Source organism: Superficieibacter sp. HKU1 (assembly GCF_029319185.1).
Classification (GTDB): Bacteria; Pseudomonadota; Gammaproteobacteria; order Enterobacterales; family Enterobacteriaceae; genus Superficieibacter.
The window spans coordinates 3185709-3202175 of sequence record NZ_CP119754.1; the positions used below are offsets into that span (position 1 = coordinate 3185709).

General features: G+C 53.0%; 15 protein-coding genes and 2 tRNA genes. 11 read left to right on the forward strand and 6 right to left on the reverse strand.

Annotation, left to right across the window (positions count from 1 at the left end):
- Position 1: 1 nt before the first annotated feature.
- The 3 genes from P0H77_RS15220 (at position 2) to ypdK (ending at position 2095) form a co-directional block, all read left to right on the forward strand.
- On the forward strand, positions 2–463 hold the full coding sequence (locus tag P0H77_RS15220) for a YjiG family protein (RefSeq protein WP_276157674.1): 462 nt from the start codon (positions 2–4) through the stop codon (positions 461–463).
- A 12-nt stretch (positions 464–475) separates the two neighbouring features.
- Positions 476–1639 (forward strand): beta-aspartyl-peptidase, encoded by a 1164-nt coding sequence (gene iadA, locus P0H77_RS15225; RefSeq protein ID WP_276157675.1) that lies wholly within the window; start codon positions 476–478, stop codon positions 1637–1639.
- A gap of 384 nt (positions 1640–2023) precedes the next feature.
- Positions 2024–2095, forward strand: coding sequence for a membrane protein YpdK (gene ypdK / locus P0H77_RS15230; protein ID WP_268109413.1), 72 nt, complete (start codon positions 2024–2026; stop codon positions 2093–2095).
- 41 nt (positions 2096–2136) lie between these two features.
- Here ypdK and alaC read toward each other — a convergent pair whose 3' ends face one another.
- Entirely contained in the window at positions 2137–3381 is a 1245-nt protein-coding gene (alaC, locus tag P0H77_RS15235) for an alanine transaminase (RefSeq protein WP_176920280.1), read from the reverse strand.
- Positions 3382–3768: 387 nt separating this feature from the next.
- Between alaC and P0H77_RS15240 the strand changes: the two genes are divergently transcribed.
- The gene (locus P0H77_RS15240; RefSeq protein ID WP_276157676.1) at positions 3769–5466 is read left to right on the forward strand and encodes a sensor histidine kinase; all 1698 of its coding nucleotides are present in this window, start codon (positions 3769–3771) and stop codon (positions 5464–5466) included.
- 12 nt (positions 5467–5478) lie between these two features.
- Positions 5479–6210 (forward strand): LytTR family DNA-binding domain-containing protein, encoded by a 732-nt coding sequence (locus tag P0H77_RS15245; RefSeq protein WP_276157677.1) that lies wholly within the window; start codon positions 5479–5481, stop codon positions 6208–6210.
- Between the two features lie 42 nt (positions 6211–6252).
- Here the strand turns inward: P0H77_RS15245 and glk are convergent, their stop codons facing one another.
- Positions 6253–7218, reverse strand: coding sequence for a glucokinase (glk, locus tag P0H77_RS15250; RefSeq protein ID WP_276157678.1), 966 nt, complete (start codon positions 7216–7218; stop codon positions 6253–6255).
- Between the two features lie 205 nt (positions 7219–7423).
- Between glk and P0H77_RS15255 the strand changes: the two genes are divergently transcribed.
- The 3 genes from P0H77_RS15255 to P0H77_RS15265 all read left to right on the forward strand — a co-directional run bounded on the left by P0H77_RS15255 (position 7424) and on the right by P0H77_RS15265 (position 10258).
- Positions 7424–8659: an ion channel protein gene (locus P0H77_RS15255; protein WP_276157679.1), complete on the forward strand. Its 1236-nt coding sequence runs from the start codon at positions 7424–7426 to the stop codon at positions 8657–8659.
- A 140-nt stretch (positions 8660–8799) separates the two neighbouring features.
- A complete protein-coding gene (gene mgrA / locus P0H77_RS15260; protein ID WP_276157680.1) occupies positions 8800–9798 on the forward strand; it encodes an L-glyceraldehyde 3-phosphate reductase in 999 nt (332 codons plus the stop codon).
- 124 nt (positions 9799–9922) lie between these two features.
- The gene (locus P0H77_RS15265) at positions 9923–10258 is read left to right on the forward strand and encodes a DUF2502 domain-containing protein (protein ID WP_276157681.1); all 336 of its coding nucleotides are present in this window, start codon (positions 9923–9925) and stop codon (positions 10256–10258) included.
- A gap of 349 nt (positions 10259–10607) precedes the next feature.
- Here the strand turns inward: P0H77_RS15265 and P0H77_RS15270 are convergent, their stop codons facing one another.
- The gene (locus P0H77_RS15270) at positions 10608–11849 is read right to left on the reverse strand and encodes an Nramp family divalent metal transporter (RefSeq protein WP_276157682.1); all 1242 of its coding nucleotides are present in this window, start codon (positions 11847–11849) and stop codon (positions 10608–10610) included.
- 349 nt (positions 11850–12198) lie between these two features.
- On the opposite strand from P0H77_RS15270, the gene nupC reads away from it, so the two are divergent.
- Positions 12199–13401: a nucleoside permease NupC gene (gene nupC, locus P0H77_RS15275; RefSeq protein WP_176920273.1), complete on the forward strand. Its 1203-nt coding sequence runs from the start codon at positions 12199–12201 to the stop codon at positions 13399–13401.
- Positions 13402–13585: 184 nt separating this feature from the next.
- On the opposite strand, the gene P0H77_RS15280 is transcribed toward nupC, so the two are convergent.
- Positions 13586–13661 (reverse strand) — tRNA-Ala (locus tag P0H77_RS15280).
- Between the two features lie 39 nt (positions 13662–13700).
- Positions 13701–13776: transfer RNA gene (locus P0H77_RS15285), tRNA-Ala, on the reverse strand.
- A gap of 220 nt (positions 13777–13996) precedes the next feature.
- Here P0H77_RS15285 and P0H77_RS15290 point away from each other — a divergent pair.
- Both P0H77_RS15290 and P0H77_RS15295 read left to right on the forward strand, forming a co-directional pair.
- Positions 13997–14362: a YfeC-like transcriptional regulator gene (locus P0H77_RS15290; RefSeq protein WP_276157683.1), complete on the forward strand. Its 366-nt coding sequence runs from the start codon at positions 13997–13999 to the stop codon at positions 14360–14362.
- Positions 14359–14751: a YfeC-like transcriptional regulator gene (locus P0H77_RS15295; RefSeq protein WP_276157684.1), complete on the forward strand. Its 393-nt coding sequence runs from the start codon at positions 14359–14361 to the stop codon at positions 14749–14751. The genes P0H77_RS15290 and P0H77_RS15295 overlap by 4 nt, the downstream gene beginning before the upstream one ends.
- Before the next feature lie 49 nt (positions 14752–14800).
- Here the strand turns inward: P0H77_RS15295 and gltX are convergent, their stop codons facing one another.
- Positions 14801–16216 carry a glutamate--tRNA ligase gene (gene gltX, locus P0H77_RS15300; RefSeq protein ID WP_276157685.1) on the reverse strand — a complete coding sequence of 472 codons (1416 nt, stop codon included), beginning with the start codon at positions 16214–16216 and terminating at the stop codon, positions 14801–14803.
- Positions 16217–16467: the final 251 nt, after the last annotated feature.

The window sequence follows — 16467 nt, forward strand, 5'->3', positions numbered from 1 at the left end:
CGTGACCGTACAAACACGTAAAAATATCATGGATCTCTTTACTGACGGGGCGCGACGCGGTTTTACCATCGCCACGACCAGTCTACTGCCCAACGTGGTGATGGCGTTCGTTATCATTCAGGCGCTGACCGTCACCGGACTGCTTGAGATCGTCGGTAAAATTTGCGAGCCCGTCATGGCGCTGTGGGGTCTGCCGGGAGAAGCGGCAACGGTACTGCTGGCCGCGGTCATGAGCATGGGTGGCGGCGTGGGGGTATGCGCCAGTCTGGTGATATCCGGTGTACTAAACGGTCACGATGCCACGGTGCTGCTGCCCGCCATTTATTTGATGGGGAATCCGGTACAAAACGTGGGTCGCTGCCTGGGTACAGCAGGCGTGAAGCCAAAATATTACCCGCACATTATTACTATTTGTGTCATCAACGCCCTGCTCTCCTTGTGGGTGATGCAGGCACTGGTTTAAAAGGAGTCTTACATGAATTTGTCAGTGCTGGGGCTGAAACTTTTCCGTCAGGCGGCTGTGTATTCACCCAATCATCTGGGCCTGCGGGATGTGCTGGTGGCCGGCGGCAAGATTGTCGCTATTGAGTTGACTATCGACCCACAGGCATTACCCGACTGCGAAGTGATCGAGCTGAACGGCGCGATTCTGTGCCCGGGATTTATCGATCAGCATGTTCATTTGATCGGCGGCGGCGGCGAGGCGGGTCCGCATACCCGTACACCTGAAGTGCGCTTATCAGATCTGATTAAAGCGGGCATCACCTCGGTTGTTGGACTGCTGGGCACGGATGGTATTACGCGTCATCCGGAATCATTACTCGCCAAAACGCGCGCGCTGGAATACGAAGGTATCAGCGCGTGGATGCTGACCGGCTCCTACTCTCTTCCTTCCACCACGCTTACTGGCAGTATCGACCGTGATGTGGCGCTGTTCGATAAAGTGATCGGCGTAAAATGCGCTATCTCCGATCATCGTTCTTCCGCGCCGCAAACCAGCGAGCTGGCGACGATGGCCGCGCAGGCAAGAACCGGTGGGCTTCTGGGCGGCAAAGCAGGCATTAGCGTTTTTCATATGGGAGACAGCCCACGATTGCTTGAACCGATCTATGAGGTGTTGCAGAATTCCGATGTTCCCATCACTAAGCTCCTGCCAACGCACGTTAATCGTTCAGAAGCGCTTTTTTTAGCGGCGCAGCATTTTGCCCGTGAAGGCGGCTATATCGATATCACCAGCAGCATTGATGCACCCGTCGATCCGGCGACAGCGATTGCCACCGCGCTGACGGACAAAGTCCATCTGTCACGCCTGACGTTAAGTTCAGACGGTAACGGTAGCCAGCCGGAATTTGATGAAGAAGGCAACTTAATCGGCTTCGGCGTGGCGGGTTTTGACTCAATGCCGGAAACGGTCCGCCAGTTGGTACAGCAGCATAACCTCCCGCTGGACGTGGCGCTGCATCCGTTGACCCGCAATGTCGCCGAGTTCCTGGGCCTGGCGCATAAAGGCCAAATCGCAGTGGGCTGCGATGCGGACCTGGTGGTGTTAAATGACGATCTGCGCGTGCAGGACGTCTGGGCAAAAGGAAAGGCCATGATGCGTGATGGCAGTGTCTGCGTTAAGGGCACGTTTGAATAAAAATCATCGCGGCGAAGGTTATCCGGCCTTCGCCCCCTCCCCCGCCAGTATCGTCTGAATGGATTACCATTACGCCTTATTTATCTTCGCCTGAGTGAAATAATCAGGTTCGCTGGATGTTGATTTATTACCTGATGAAATCAAAGTGTCGCCGATATGAGACACTCATAAGTAACTAAATTTAAATAGAAAAACGACGCTTGTCACCACACTTTTTTAGGCGTACATTAGCCCCCGTATTGCGTTACCAGACGCATAATTCCAGGGTGGTGCTGGTGTCAGAAAAGAGATAAATCTCAATTCGGGACGGGTACAGCGTCAGCTCTCTATACTCAGTGAGCCTTGTTCTTTTGGCGTATCAATGGATACGCGGAGCGATGAAACGTGAAATATTTTTTTATGGGCCTTTCGGTGATGGTAATTGTCTGGGCCGGAACATTTGCCTTAATGATCTGAGCAAAAAATGAGTGTAAAAAAAGCGCCTGACGGCGCTTTTTTCATTCCTGCCCGGCGCTTTCCGCCACAACCTTCGGCGCAGCAGGAAGCAGGCCATCCGCCCGGAACATGGCTTTAATGCCACGAATAGCCTGACGGATGCGATCGCGGTTCTCGATCAGCGCAAAGCGAACGTGAGTATCGCCATAATCGCCAAAGCCGATGCCCGGCGAAACGCAGACTTTTGCATCCTGCAGCAGCTTTTTAGCGAATTCCAGCGAGCCCATGGCCGCATATTGATCCGGAATTTTGGCCCATACGTACATAGACGCTTTAGGCATCTCAACCATCCATCCGGCTTCATGCAGCCCTTTTACCAGCACATCGCGGCGGCGCTTATACTGTTCGGCAATGTCCTTCACGCATTGCTGATCGCCTTCCAGAGCGGCAATGGCCGCCACCTGAAGCGGCGTGAACGTACCGTAGTCGTGATAGCTCTTAATCCGTGCCAGCGCGTTGACCAGCGTTTTATTCCCCACCATAAAACCGATACGCCAGCCCGCCATATTGTAACTTTTCGACAGGGTGAAAAATTCAACCGCCACATCACGCGCGCCGGGAACCTGCATAATGGACGGGGCTTTCCAGCCGTCGTAGACAATATCCGCATAGGCCAGATCGTGCACCACCAGCACATCGTAACGCTTTGCCAGCGCGACGACTTTTTCAAAAAATTCCAGCTCCACGCATTGCGCGGTAGGATTCGACGGGAAACCGAGGATCATCATCTTCGGCTTGGGGTAGCTTTCCCGGATAGCCCGCTCAAGCTCATTAAAGAAATCGACGCCTTCCACCAGCGGGACGGAGCGCACTTGCGCGCCCGCTATTACCGCACCATAAATATGGATCGGATAACTGGGATTCGGCACCAGCACCGTATCGCCATGATCGAGCGTCGCCAGCATCAAATGCGCCAGCCCTTCTTTCGATCCGATGGTGACAATGGCTTCGCTTTCCGGATCGATATCGACCGCATAGCGATCCTGATACCAGCGCGAGATAGCACGCCGCAGGCGCGGAATGCCGCGTGAGGTAGAGTAGCCGTGCGTATCGGGACGCTGCGCCACGGTACACAGTTTTTCAACAATGTGCGGCGGCGTCGCCCCATCGGGGTTGCCCATACTGAAATCGATAATATCTTCGCCGCGCCGACGCGCAGCCATTTTCAGCTCAGCCGTAATATTAAACACATAAGGGGGAAGACGATCGATACGCGTGAAACGGCGTTCAGGAGTGAACTCAGCCATAAATACCTCAGATTACGTTAGCGCCCGGACCGTCCGAGCGACGCGGCCACTGATGTGGCACATTTAGAAAATAACCTGAAAAAATTCCTGCTGTCGAGAGGGGAAGATAAAAATAATGGCGGCCTGTTAAAACAGGAAGTTTAAAAACGACAACCGTTTAAATCAGGATGTATTTAGCGATAAATGAAATATTTATTTAACACAATGATATAAAATAATTCACCTCAAAGCGCCCGTCTGCTCGCACGCTCCCAGCGTGTATGCACACATTATCCAATCCCCTTTTAATTTTGTGGTATTTCCCCATTCATCAGCAAGACGTGCTGCTGGTCATCTGTCCCCAGGTTTTTTATCATAGCGTTTTCACACGCTTTACATGGGCACCCCATGCACGAAATATTTACTATGCTGCTGGCGGTTTTCGATCGCGCGGCATTAATGCTTATCTGCCTGTTTTTCCTGATTAGGATCCGCCTGTTTCGCGAACTTTTACACAAATCAGCGCATACTCCCCAGGAACTGCTGGCGGTGACCGCGCTCTTTTCGCTCTTTGCCCTGTTCAGCACCTGGTCAGGCGTGCCGGTGGAAGGTTCGCTGGTCAATGTGCGGGTCATTGCGGTGATGTCCGGCGGCATTCTGTTCGGGCCATGGGTGGGGATCATTACCGGTATTATTGCCGGGATCCATCGCTATCTGATCGATATTGGCGGGGTAACGGCGGTTCCCTGTTTTATTACCAGCATTATTGCCGGGATCCTCTCTGGCATCATTCACCAGAAGGTTCCTAAGGCGCAGCACTGGCGCATCGGCATCCTCGGCGGAATGCTCTGTGAAACTCTGACGATGATCCTTGTCGTCGTCTGGGCGCCTACTCTGGCCCTGGGCCTGGATATTGTCTCTAAAATTGGCGTGCCCATGATCCTCGGCAGCGTCTGTATCGGCTTTATCGTTCTGCTGGTGCGCAGCGTGGAGGGTGAAAAAGAGGCCAGCGCTGCCCGCCAGGCTAAGCTGGCGCTGGATATTGCCAATAAAACACTGCCGCTATTTCGCAATGTCAATGTCGAATCACTGCGCCAGGTTTGCAATATCATCCGCCGCGATATCAATGCGGATGCGGTCGCGATCACCAATAACGATCGCGTGCTGGCCTATGTCGGCGTCGGCGAAGATAACTATCATAATAACGATGATTCCATTAGCCCCACCACCCGGCAGGCGATCGACTCAGGCAAGATCATCATTAAAAACAATGATGAAGCCCACCGTACGCCGGAAATTCACTCCATGCTGGTGATCCCGCTCTGGGAAAAAGGCATCGTCACCGGCACGCTCAAGATCTACTATTGCCACGCCCACCAGATCACCTCTTCCTTACAGGAAATGGCGATCGGTCTGTCGCAGATAATCTCAACGCAGCTGGAGGTTTCCCGCGCCGAGCAGCTGCGGGAGATGGCAAATAAGGCCGAGCTGCGCGCGTTGCAGAGTAAAATTAATCCGCATTTCCTGTTTAACGCCCTGAATGCGATTTCCTCCTCCATTCGCCTCAATCCGGATACCGCGCGCCAGCTGATTTACAATCTTTCCCGCTATCTGCGCTATAACATTGAGTTAAACGATGACGAGCAGATCGACATCAAAAAAGAGCTGTATCAGATTAAAGACTATATTGCGATTGAGCAGGCGCGATTCGGCGACAAACTGACGGTCATTTATGACATTGATGATGAAGTGAGCTGTGTCATTCCCAGCCTGTTAATTCAGCCGCTGGTAGAAAATGCCATTATCCATGGCATTCAACCCTGTAAAGGCAAAGGCGTGGTGACCATCAGTATTGCCGAATGCGGTAATCGGGTGCGGATTAGCGTCCGGGATACTGGCAACGGAATCGATCCTCAGGTCATCGAACGGGTTGAAGCCAATGAAATACCGGGCAATAAAATCGGCCTGCTTAACGTTCATCATCGGGTTAAATTGCTGTATGGCGAGGGTCTGCATATCCGCCGTCTGGAACCGGGTACCGAAATTGCGTTTTATGTACCGAACCAGCGCGCGCCGCGTGCCGCGCCGGCAACGCTGCTGACCTGACCGGAGAAAACGATGAAAGTCATTATTGTCGAAGACGAAGTTCTGGCACAGCAGGAGCTAAGCTGGCTTATTAAAGAACACAGCCAGATGGAGATTGTCGGTACGTTTGATGATGGTCTCGACGTCCTGAAATTTCTCCAGCACAACAAAGTCGATGCGCTGTTTCTTGATATCAACATTCCTTCGCTGGACGGCGTACTGCTGGCGCAAAATATCAGCCAGTTCGCGCAGAAACCGTTTATTGTATTTATTACCGCCTGGAAAGAGCACGCGGTAGAAGCATTTGAACTGGAAGCGTTTGACTATATTCTCAAGCCTTACCAGGAGTCGCGGATTATTACCATGCTGCAAAAGCTGGAAACCGCGTGGCAACAGCAAACGGGCACCGGCGTCGTTCCTGCCGTCATCCGTGAAAATGACACCATCAATTTGATTAAAGACGAGCGTATTTACGTCACCAGCATCAACGATATTTATTACGCTGAAGCCCATGAGAAAATGACCTTCGTCTATACCAAACGCGAATCCTGGGTAATGCCCATGAATATCACCGAATTTTGCAGCAAATTACCCGCGTCGCATTTTTTCCGCTGTCATCGCTCGTACTGCGTGAATCTGAATAAAATTCGCGAGATTGAGCCGTGGTTTAATAACACCTATATCCTGCGCCTGCGCGATCTGGAATTTGAGGTACCGGTCAGCCGCAGCAAAGTGAAAGAGTTTCGCCAGTTAATGCATCTGTAGACAGTCGCCGGGCGGGAAGACCCGGCACATTGTTAGCTCAGGTTACAGCGTTTGTCCCAGGGTCTGACGCAAATGCGCGCCGGAGCCGAGCAGGCCAGGGTTATCGTGAACAATCAGATACACCGGGATATCCTGAACGTAGGCTTTGAAACGACCTTTATCTTCAAAGCCGCCACGAAAACCTGACGCTTTGAAAAACTCGAGGAAACGCGGCACGATGCCACCGGCAATATACACCCCGCCGAAGGTGCCGAGCGTAAGCGCCAGATTACCGCCAAAACGGCCCATAATGACGCAGAACAGGGACAACGCACGACGGCAGTCGGTGCAGCTATCTTCCAGCGCGCGGGTGGTAATATCTTTTGGTTGCAGGTTTTCCGGCAGCCGTCCGTCGGATTTCACAATCGCCCGGTACAGATTCACCAGCCCCGGTCCGGAAAGCACGCGCTCGGCGGAAACGTGTCCCAGTTCGGCACGCAGTTCTTCAAGAATGATCGCTTCTTCTTCACTGTTTGGCGCAAAGTCAACGTGACCGCCCTCGCCCGGCAGACTAACCCAGCGCTTATCAACATGAACCAGATGCGCTACCCCCAGGCCAGTCCCGGCACCATAAACGGCAATCGGTTTGCCCGAAACGGGCTGCGCGCCACCAAACTGGATCAGATGCTCGTCTTTCAGCATCGGAATGGCCATGGATACGGCGGTGAAATCGTTGATGATTTCCAGGTGCGCAAAGCCGAGATTTTTCTTCATTTCGGCAATCGAGAACGCCCAGGTATGGTTGGTCATCGCCACCCAGTCATCGGTAATCGGGCAGGCAATAGCGATACAGCCGTCTGTGACCTCAACGTTATGTTCCTGCAGATAAACGCGCACTACCGCTTCCAGGCTGGGATAATCCAGTCCTGAATAGGTTTTGGCCTGGGAAATCTCACCGCTGGTGACATCGCACAACGCCAGGCGCGCGTTCGTCCCCCCCACGTCCCCCACTAAAGCATACTTTGTCATTCTTTTACTGCTCCGCTAAAGTCAGAATAAATCTTTTGGCACACTGTAAGTTCATGGCGAGCTAACAACAATGTCCATATCATAAGTGCCCCCGGATTATAGATCTATGTCACATAATAACTTTACCGTTTCAGCACCATTTGCACTAACGCTCCGTAAAAGTATGGGCACAGTGATGCCCGAGTTCAGTTAAAAGGAAATCATCATGCTCCATCCGCGAGCCAGAACCATGTTGATATTGTCTGTCCCCGCCCTGTGCATCGGAATTGCATCCAGTCTGATTCTGATAGTGGTGATGAAAATTGCTGCCGTGCTGCAGTTTGCCCTGTGGACGAGCGTACCTGCACGGCTGGGGATCGCGCTGGACTCCACAGTATGGATGGTGCTGATACTGACCCTGACCGGGGTAGCGGTAGGTTTAGTGATCCAGTATAGCGCAGGCCACGGCGGGCCCGATCCGGCAATCGAACCGCTGATTGGTGCACCGGTCAATCCCGCGGCGCTTCCGGGGCTGGTGATAGCGTTGATTCTCGGGCTGGCAGGCGGCGTTAGCCTCGGGCCGGAACATCCGGTGATGGCGGTGAATATCGCGCTGGCCGTGACGCTGGGCGCGCGGTTTTTCCCACGGGTTAACGCTCTGGACTGGACGATCCTGGCCTCTGCCGGCACGATTGGTGCTCTGTTTGGCACCCCCGTCGCGGCGGCGCTGATTTTCTCCCAAACCTTAGGCGGCAACAGCGATGTCCCGATGTGGGACCGACTGTTTGCCCCGCTACTGGCTGCTGCTGCGGGTGCGCTGACGACCGGGCTCTTTTTTCATCCACAGTTTTCGCTGGCGATCCCACATTACACCCAGCTCAGGCTAGTCGATATCGTCAGCGGCACGGTAGTGGTTGCCATCGCTATCGCCGTGGGGATGGTCGGAGTCTGGTGCCTGCCCCGTCTGCATATGCTGATGCATCGGCTAAAAAATCCGGTGCTGATCCTGGGCATCGGTGGATTTGTCCTCGGCCTGCTGGGGATCATTGGTGGTCACATTACGCTGTTTAAAGGGCTGGATGAAATGCAGCAGCTGGGCTTCAGCCAGACGCTGAGCGCCTCTGACTTTTTACTGATCGCGGTGGTGAAACTGGCGGCGCTGATCGTTGCCGCCGCCTGCGGATTTCGCGGTGGACGGATCTTCCCGGCGGTCTTTGTCGCGGTAGCGCTGGGACTGGGTCTGCACGCGCACGTTGAGGCGGTGCCCGCCGCCATTACCGTTTCCTGTGCCATTCTCGGGCTGGTGCTGGTAGTGACGCGCGACGGCTGGCTAAGCCTGTTTATGGCGGCGGTGGTTGTTCCGGACACGACGCTACTGCCGCTACTGTGCATCGTGATGCTTCCGGCATGGCTTTTACTGGCGGGTAAGCCGATGCTCATGGCATATCGTAAGAAAGAGTAACAAGATTATCGGGTTACGCCTGAATCCAAAGGAAAAATAGTCTGAGAAACACGCTTTTTTGTGAACGCCGTCAGGTAATGAGTGCTGAAAGCGTGTACTGTGTAAACGCATACATTTGTCTTTGATAAGGATAAAAAAGCATGGTTTACCAGGCAAATCCCGCACGTTATGAGACCATGGAATATCGCCGCTGTGGGCAAAGCGGGCTTAAACTTCCGGCGGTATCGCTGGGGTTATGGCACAACTTCGGCGATGCAACGCTGGTAGAAAAAAGCCGTCAGCTTTTACAGCACGCATTCGATCTGGGCATTACGCATTTTGATTTAGCCAACAACTACGGCCCGCCCCCGGGATCGGCTGAAAGCAATTTTGGCCGCATCCTGCGTGAAGATTTCCTGCCCTATCGCGATGAGCTGATTATCTCCTCTAAAGCGGGCTACACCATGTGGGACGGCCCTTACGGCGACTGGGGCTCGCGCAAATACCTGATCTCAAGTCTCGATCAAAGCCTGAAGCGGATGGGGCTGGAATATGTGGACATCTTCTATCACCATCGCCCGGATCCGGATACGCCGCTAAGTGAAACCATGCGCGCGCTGGATCATCTTGTGCGTCAGGGAAAAGCGCTTTATGTGGGCATTTCCAATTACCCGGCGGAACTGGCGCGTCAGGCGATAGATATCCTGAACGATCTCGGCACGCCGTGCCTTATTCACCAGCCTAAATATTCGATGTTTGAGCGCTGGGTGGAAGATGGATTGCTGGACGTGCTACAGGAAAAAGGCGTGGGCAGCATCGCGTTTTCACCGCTGGCGGGCGGCCTGTTAACGGATCGCTATCTTAACGGTATTCCTGCGGACTCTCGTGCCGCCAGCGGCAGCCGTTTCTTAAATCCCGAGCAGATTACCGAAGGCAAAGTTGAAAAGATCCGCCAGCTTAACGCGCTGGCAGAAAAACGTGGGCAGAAGCTATCGCAGATGGCGCTTGCCTGGGCACTGCGCGGTGACCGCGTGACGTCAGTGCTGATTGGTGCCAGCAAAACTGCGCAGCTTGATGATGCCGCAGGGATGCTAAAAAACCGTCAGTTCAGCGAGCAGGAATGTGCCGCCATTGACGCGATTCTGAACCGCGCGGACTGACACGTTTTTTAACAAAAAATGCGCCTGAATGTAATTTAAGAGTTAAACCGATGCTTCAGGGCTTTACCGCCCCGTAATATTTGTTTAACAGACCGATATCGATCCGGTCGTGAAGGAGAAAATTATGTTCAGGTCGCTGATTCTGGCTGTGGTACTGGCCGCCTCAACCGCCCCGCTTATTGCCAGCGCGGAAGAAATTACCCTGTTGCCATCAATTAAGTTACAGATTGGCGATCGCGATCGTTCAGGTCACTATTGGGACGGCGATCACTGGCGCGATCGTGATTACTGGCACCGGAATTACGAATGGCGGCAAAATCGCTGGTGGCGTCATGAACCTCCACGTCACCGGGGATGGGACAACCGCCGCGCTTATGAACGCGGCTATCGCGAAGGCTGGCACGACCGCAATGACCGTCGTGGCCCTCCAGGACGCGGCCATCACGGACATCATCATTAAGAAAACGCCGTGACCTGAATCAGGTCGCGGCGTCAGACTGCTGACAAATGTTTTACCGTGGAATGATGCCTGGCGGCGCTGCGCTTGCTCAGGCCTACGAATGGCAACTAACTTATTGATAGTGAAGATTTGTAGGCTGGGTAAGGCGTAGGCGCCACCCAGCAAATGGCAACTAACTCATTGATAGTGAAGTTTTTGTAGGCCGGGTAAGGCGTAGCCACCACCCGGCAAATGGCAACTAACTCATTGATAGTGATGATTTTGTAGGCCGGGTAAGGCGTAGCCGCCACCCGGCAAAACGGTGTACAGAATAGCAAATCAGGTTGGTCATCAACTTCACGGCGTTTTATCAGGCTAAATCCAGTAATGTTCCCACCAGCAGCCAGCCGTTAAGCACCACCACCAGTACCACAATGGTCCAGCCGGTCCGCTTAACCAGCGTGCTGTTGACCAGTTCCCCCATCAATTGACGGTTACTGGTGAACACCAGCAGCGGCACCAGCGCCAGCGCAATACCAAAGCTGAGCAGCACCTGACTCATCACCAGAATACGGGTTGGATCTAACCCCATCAGAATGACGATAAACGACGGCAGCATCGTCACCGTGCGGCGCACCCACAGCGGAATGTGGAACCGAATAAAGCCCTGCATCACCACCTGCCCGGCCAGGGTTCCCACCACCGTTGACGACAGCCCGGCAGCCACCAGACTCAGCCCGAATACGGTTGCCGCCGCATGGCTGAGCAGCGGCTCCAGCGTCAGATAGGCCTCTTCCAGATCCGCAATTCCGGTGTGGCCGTTGAAGTGAAACGCTGCCGCCGCGGTTGCCATCATCGCCAGGTTAACGAATCCGGCAATGGTCATCGCAAACGCCACGTCCCAGCGGGTCGCGGAGTAGCGCTCTTTACGCGTACCGGCGTGTTGGTTCTGGGTCAGAGAAGAGTGCAGATAAATAACGTGAGGCATGATAGTCGCCCCCAATACACCTGCCGCCAGGAATACCGCATCTGTTCCCGGCAGCGAAGGAATAATCATGCCGCGCGTCAGGGCCGCCATTTCCGGGCGCGAAAATATCAGTTCAACAATATAGGCTGCCGCAACAAACAGCAGCAGTCCACCGATCACCACTTCCAGCGGTTTTTGCCCGCGGCGCTGGAGCATCAGGATCAAAAAAGTCGCGATCCCGGTCAGCACCGCACCCTGTAACAGCGAAACGCCTAACAGCATTTTGAAACCAATCGCGGCGCCAATAAATTCCGCCAGATCGGTCGCCATGGCGATGATTTCCGCCTGCACCCAGTAAAACCAGACCAGCGGACGCGGATAGTGATCGCGGATTTGTTCCGCCAGGTTTTTGCCGGTAGCGATACCCAGTTTGGCAGAAAGCACCTGGATCAGCATCGCCATCAGGTTCGCCCACACCACCACCCACAGCAGCTGATAGCCGAAACTCGCCCCTGCCTGAATGTTGGTAGCAAAGTTGCCCGGATCGATATAGCCAATAGCGGCAATGAATGCTGGCCCCATTAGCGCCAGTCTTAGCCTGCGCGCGGCCCTACCAGTAGTACTCTCAACGCGACTGTTGCTCATTCTTTGCCTCTAAATATAGCCTTTGCTATGTTTCATGCTATCAAAATGAGAATGATTATCAAGATCATTTATAAAGTTGAAATTGATTTCTCTGATAGGCGGAAACAATAGCCGGGCTGGATGTCTGGTGGAATGGTATTTGTTTTAGTTATCGGTGCTAATGTTAACAGAGTAGTACATCAGCGCAACATTTCACCCTTTCCGGTGACATAATTAAAATGTCTGGTAGATCACCTTTTTTGAGATTGCTCACAGGAACTTACTATATTGCGGGTTTGATCTCGTTTTCTTTGGTGTTGTTACATAGAATGTGCACGAAAACTAAACCTGCCTCATATTCGGAGCAAATATGTCCGCCGTTCTGCACTTTATCCTGGCGTTAGTCGTTGTTGCGCTGCTCGCTCTGCTGGTCAGCAGCGACCGTAAAAAAATTCGCATTCGCTATGTCGTTCAACTTCTGGTGATTGAAGTTTTACTGGCCTGGTTCTTCCTTAACTCGGATATTGGCCTGGGTTTTGTGAAAGGCTTCTCCGAAATGTTCGAAAAGCTTCTTGGCTTTGCGAACGAAGGGACTAACTTTGTCTTCGGCAAAATGAATGATGAAGGTCTGGCATTCTTCTTCCTGAAAGTGCTGTGCCCTATCGTCTTTATCTCCGCGCTGATCGGTATTTTGCAGCATATCCGTGTGCTGCCGGTGGTGATTCGTGCGATTGGTTTCCTGCTTTCCAAAGTCAACGGCATGGGCAAGCTGGAATCCTTTAACGCCGTCAGCTCATTGATTCTGGGACAGTCCGAGAACTTTATCGCCTATAAAGATATCCTCGGCAAGATGTCGCGTAACCGCATGTACACCATGGCGGCAACGGCAATGTCTACGGTATCCATGTCTATCGTCGGTGCGTATATGACCATGCTTGAACCTAAGTATGTCGTCGCCGCGCTGGTGCTCAACATGTTCAGTACCTTTATTGTTCTGTCGCTGATCAACCCTTACCGTGTTGACGCGCATGAAGAAAATATCCAGATGTCCAACCTGCACGAAGGCCAGAGCTTCTTCGAAATGCTGGGTGAATACATTCTGGCAGGGTTTAAAGTGGCCATTATCGTTGCGGCGATGCTGATTGGCTTTATCGCCCTCATTGCTGCGCTGAATGCCCTGTTCGCCACCGTCACCGGCTGGTTCGGCCATAGCGTTTCCTTCCAGGAAATCCTCGGCTATATCTTCTACCCGGTTGCCTGGGTGATGGGTGTTCCGGCACACGAAGCGTTGCAGGTCGGTAGCATCATGGCGACTAAACTGGTCTCGAACGAATTCGTGGCAATGCTGGATCTGCAGAAAGTGGCCGCTACGTTGTCGCCGCGTTCGCAGGGCATTATCTCCGTCTTCCTGGTATCCTTCGCTAACTTCTCGTCTATCGGTATTATCGCAGGTGCTATCAAAGGTCTGAACGAAGAACAGGGCAACGTGGTGTCCCGCTTCGGCCTGAAGCTGGTCTACGGTTCAACGCTGGTGAGCGTGCTGTCCGCATCTATCGCCGCGCTGGTACTGTAATCCCCTTCTGAATAAGCCGGGACGCGTTCCCGGCTTTTTTACGCCTGTCGTTTATCCCACGCTATACAAAGCGTATGCCTTGTCATTATGACAATCAGCGCGATAAAGAAATGATGCCGAAAGGCGTTAACTGTTTTTTCTGACGGAATAAAAAAACCCCCGCCAAAGGCGAGGGTCTGAATGGTGGTGGAGCTAAGCGGGATCGAACCGCTGACCTCTTGCATGCCATGCAAGCGCTCTCCCAGCTGAGCTATAGCCCCACATCATCTTTACGCACCAAACCTGATGGGAGCAGGATTTGGTGGAGCTAAGCGGGATCGAACCGCTGACCTCTTGCATGCCATGCAAGCGCTCTCCCAGCTGAGCTATAGCCCCGTTGCGTAAAGCTTGTCGAGTAGACGGGCGGCATAATATGAATTCCCTTCCCCAGTGTCAACGGCAAAATGGATTTCAGCCTTTCGTTTGCTGAAAAAGCAGGCAACCCCAAATCAGGTTGCGAGCCGCCTCGCAGCATGCCGTTATTCTTATCACGCTTTCCTGTAAAATAATGCTATAACATGAACTACTAATTCCATACACATGGTCAGGGAATAGTATGATCAAGGAACGAATGACGCCGGATGAAATCGCGCGTCTCACCGGTTACAGCCGGCAGACTATTAATAAATGGGTACGCAAAGAGGGATGGGAAACCTCACCAAAACCTGGTGTGCAGGGTGGTAAAGCACGGCTGGTTCACGTTAATGAACAGGTCCGCGAATTTATCCGCAGCGCCCGCCGGGTTTCAGACAATACGGCAAGCTACCATACAGCGGTCAATGACACCTCGTTTGACATGCTGCTCCTCACGCTAGCCAATGAAATGACCGATACCGAACAAAAACAACTTACCTCACTTTTACTACGTGAAGGCATCACCGGTTTGCTGGAACGTCTTGGAATTCGTAGCCAGCCATCATGATCACATTACAAAGTAAGATGACAACCGATGAGTTAGCGGAATGCCTCGGCATGACGAAACAAACCATCAACCGCTGGGTCCGCGAGCAAAAGTGGCGTACCGAGAAAATTCCAGGCGTAAAAGGTGGGCGTGCAAGGCTAATTCATATTAACCAGCAGGTATGCGAATATTTGACCAATGTTCCGGCGCTGCGCCATCACACGATGCCGCTTCTGGCTCACGACGTTGGTCAGGACTATGGCGTGGTCGACGTAAACACGCCGCTTTATCAGATTTACCAGATCCTGCAGAAATTAACGCCGACGGAGCAGCAACAGCTCAATGTCTTCTTGGCGCGGGAAGGTATTCGCGTTTTTCTGACTCGTCTGGGGATTGGCGACGACAGGTAAAAGAGATGCCTGAGGCAGGGTATCCTCACCTCAGGCATGTTTGACGTGGTTACTGCTGTTTTTCGCGCTCAGCAATAAAGGCGAGCGCTTTATTGATGCGCTCAATGCTACGAGTCTTACCAATAGCATGCACCGTCACGTCCAGCGCCGGAGACTGCCCTGCCCCGGTCACCGCTACGCGCAGTGGCATACCGACTTTACCCATCCCGACGTCCAGCTCGTCCGCCGTCGCCTGAATAGCGTGATGCACGTTTTCCGCTGTCCAGTCAGAGAGTGCGGACAGTTTGTCGCACACCACTTCCAGCGGCTGACGCGCGACCGGACGCAGGTGTTTTTTCGCAGCATCCGCATCAAACTCAGCAAAGTCTTCGTAGAAATAGCGGCAGCTCTGCGCCATCTCTTTCAGTGTCTTGCAGCGCTCGCCAAGCAGTTGCACCAGCTCACTCAGCTGCGGTCCGGTACGGGTATCAATATTTTCCTGCTCAATATGCCACTGTAAATGGGTAGCGACATATTCCGGTGCCAGCGTGTTGATATAGTGATGGTTCAGCCACTGCAGTTTTTCGGTATTAAACGCACTCGCCGATTTGCTCACCGCGTTCAGGGAGAACAGGTTAATCATCTCTTCACGGGTGAAGATCTCCTGATCGCCGCTCGACCAGCCCAGGCGCACCAGATAGTTCAGCAGCGCTTCCGGCAGGTAGCCATCATCACGATACTGCATTACGCTGACGGCACCGTGACGCTTGGAGAGTTTTTTGCCATCGTCGCCATTAATCATGGAAACGTGAGCGTAGACCGGCACCGGCGCGTTCAGCGCTTTCAGGATGTTGATCTGGCGAGGCGTGTTGTTGATATGGTCTTCACCACGGATCACGTGGGTGATCTCCATATCCCAGTCATCAACTACCACACAGAAGTTGTAGGTCGGCGAACCATCGGTGCGGCGGATAATCAGATCGTCCAGTTCAAGGTTGCTGAACTCAATCGGACCACGGATCTGATCGTCAAAAATCACCGAGCCGTCCTGCGGGTTAGCAAAACGCACCACGCACGGTTCGTCATCCGCATGATGTTCATGACCGTGGCGGCAACGGCCATCGTAGCGCGGCTTCTCACCTTTCGCCATTTGCTCTTCACGCAGCGCGTCGAGACGCTCTTTAGAGCAGTAGCACTTATAGGCGGTGCCCGCTTCCAGCATCTCGTCAATCACCGCGTTATAACGGTCGAAGCGTTTGGTTTGATAATACGGGCCTTCATCCCACTCCAGGCTCAGCCAGTTCATACCGTCCATAATGGCTTCAATAGCTTCCGGGGTGGAGCGCTCAAGGTCGGTATCCTCAATACGCAGCACAAACTCACCGCCGTGATTACGGGCAAAAAGCCAGGAATAAAGAGCTGTACGTGCACCGCCGACGTGCAGATAGCCGGTCGGGCTGGGCGCGAAGCGAGTTTTGATTTTCATGAAAAGGCCTTACGTTTATAAAGATGCCGACAACCGGCAAATCCTGAAAAATGCGAGGCGGATATTCTATCACTCCCGCCTGATTCCTCAATGTTGTTACCATGGGAACGTCATGCTTTCCTGTTTTTGTTTAGAAATCATGCCGAATTGCGCCTTCAATCATGGTTTTGTTTAATTTTACGACGAACGAACAAAAACTTAAGAAAAGGCGTTGACTCATTTTCAACTCTCCCTATAATGCGACTCCACAC

Bases quoted from the DNA above. Each gene is read 5' to 3' on its own strand.
- iadA (WP_276157675.1), top strand. From the start codon at position 476: ATGAATTTGTCAGTGCTGGGGCTGAAACTTTTCCGTCAGGCGGCTGTG.
- alaC (WP_176920280.1), bottom strand. From the start codon at position 3,381: ATGGCTGAGTTCACTCCTGAACGCCGTTTCACGCGTATCGATCGTCTT.
- P0H77_RS15240 (WP_276157676.1), top strand. From the start codon at position 3,769: ATGCACGAAATATTTACTATGCTGCTGGCGGTTTTCGATCGCGCGGCA.
- P0H77_RS15245 (WP_276157677.1), top strand. From the start codon at position 5,479: ATGAAAGTCATTATTGTCGAAGACGAAGTTCTGGCACAGCAGGAGCTA.
- glk (WP_276157678.1), bottom strand. From the start codon at position 7,218: ATGACAAAGTATGCTTTAGTGGGGGACGTGGGGGGGACGAACGCGCGC.
- P0H77_RS15255 (WP_276157679.1), top strand. From the start codon at position 7,424: ATGCTCCATCCGCGAGCCAGAACCATGTTGATATTGTCTGTCCCCGCC.
- mgrA (WP_276157680.1), top strand. From the start codon at position 8,800: ATGGTTTACCAGGCAAATCCCGCACGTTATGAGACCATGGAATATCGC.
- P0H77_RS15265 (WP_276157681.1), top strand. From the start codon at position 9,923: ATGTTCAGGTCGCTGATTCTGGCTGTGGTACTGGCCGCCTCAACCGCC.
- P0H77_RS15270 (WP_276157682.1), bottom strand. From the start codon at position 11,849: ATGAGCAACAGTCGCGTTGAGAGTACTACTGGTAGGGCCGCGCGCAGG.
- nupC (WP_176920273.1), top strand. From the start codon at position 12,199: ATGTCCGCCGTTCTGCACTTTATCCTGGCGTTAGTCGTTGTTGCGCTG.
- P0H77_RS15290 (WP_276157683.1), top strand. From the start codon at position 13,997: ATGATCAAGGAACGAATGACGCCGGATGAAATCGCGCGTCTCACCGGT.
- P0H77_RS15295 (WP_276157684.1), top strand. From the start codon at position 14,359: ATGATCACATTACAAAGTAAGATGACAACCGATGAGTTAGCGGAATGC.
- gltX (WP_276157685.1), bottom strand. From the start codon at position 16,216: ATGAAAATCAAAACTCGCTTCGCGCCCAGCCCGACCGGCTATCTGCAC.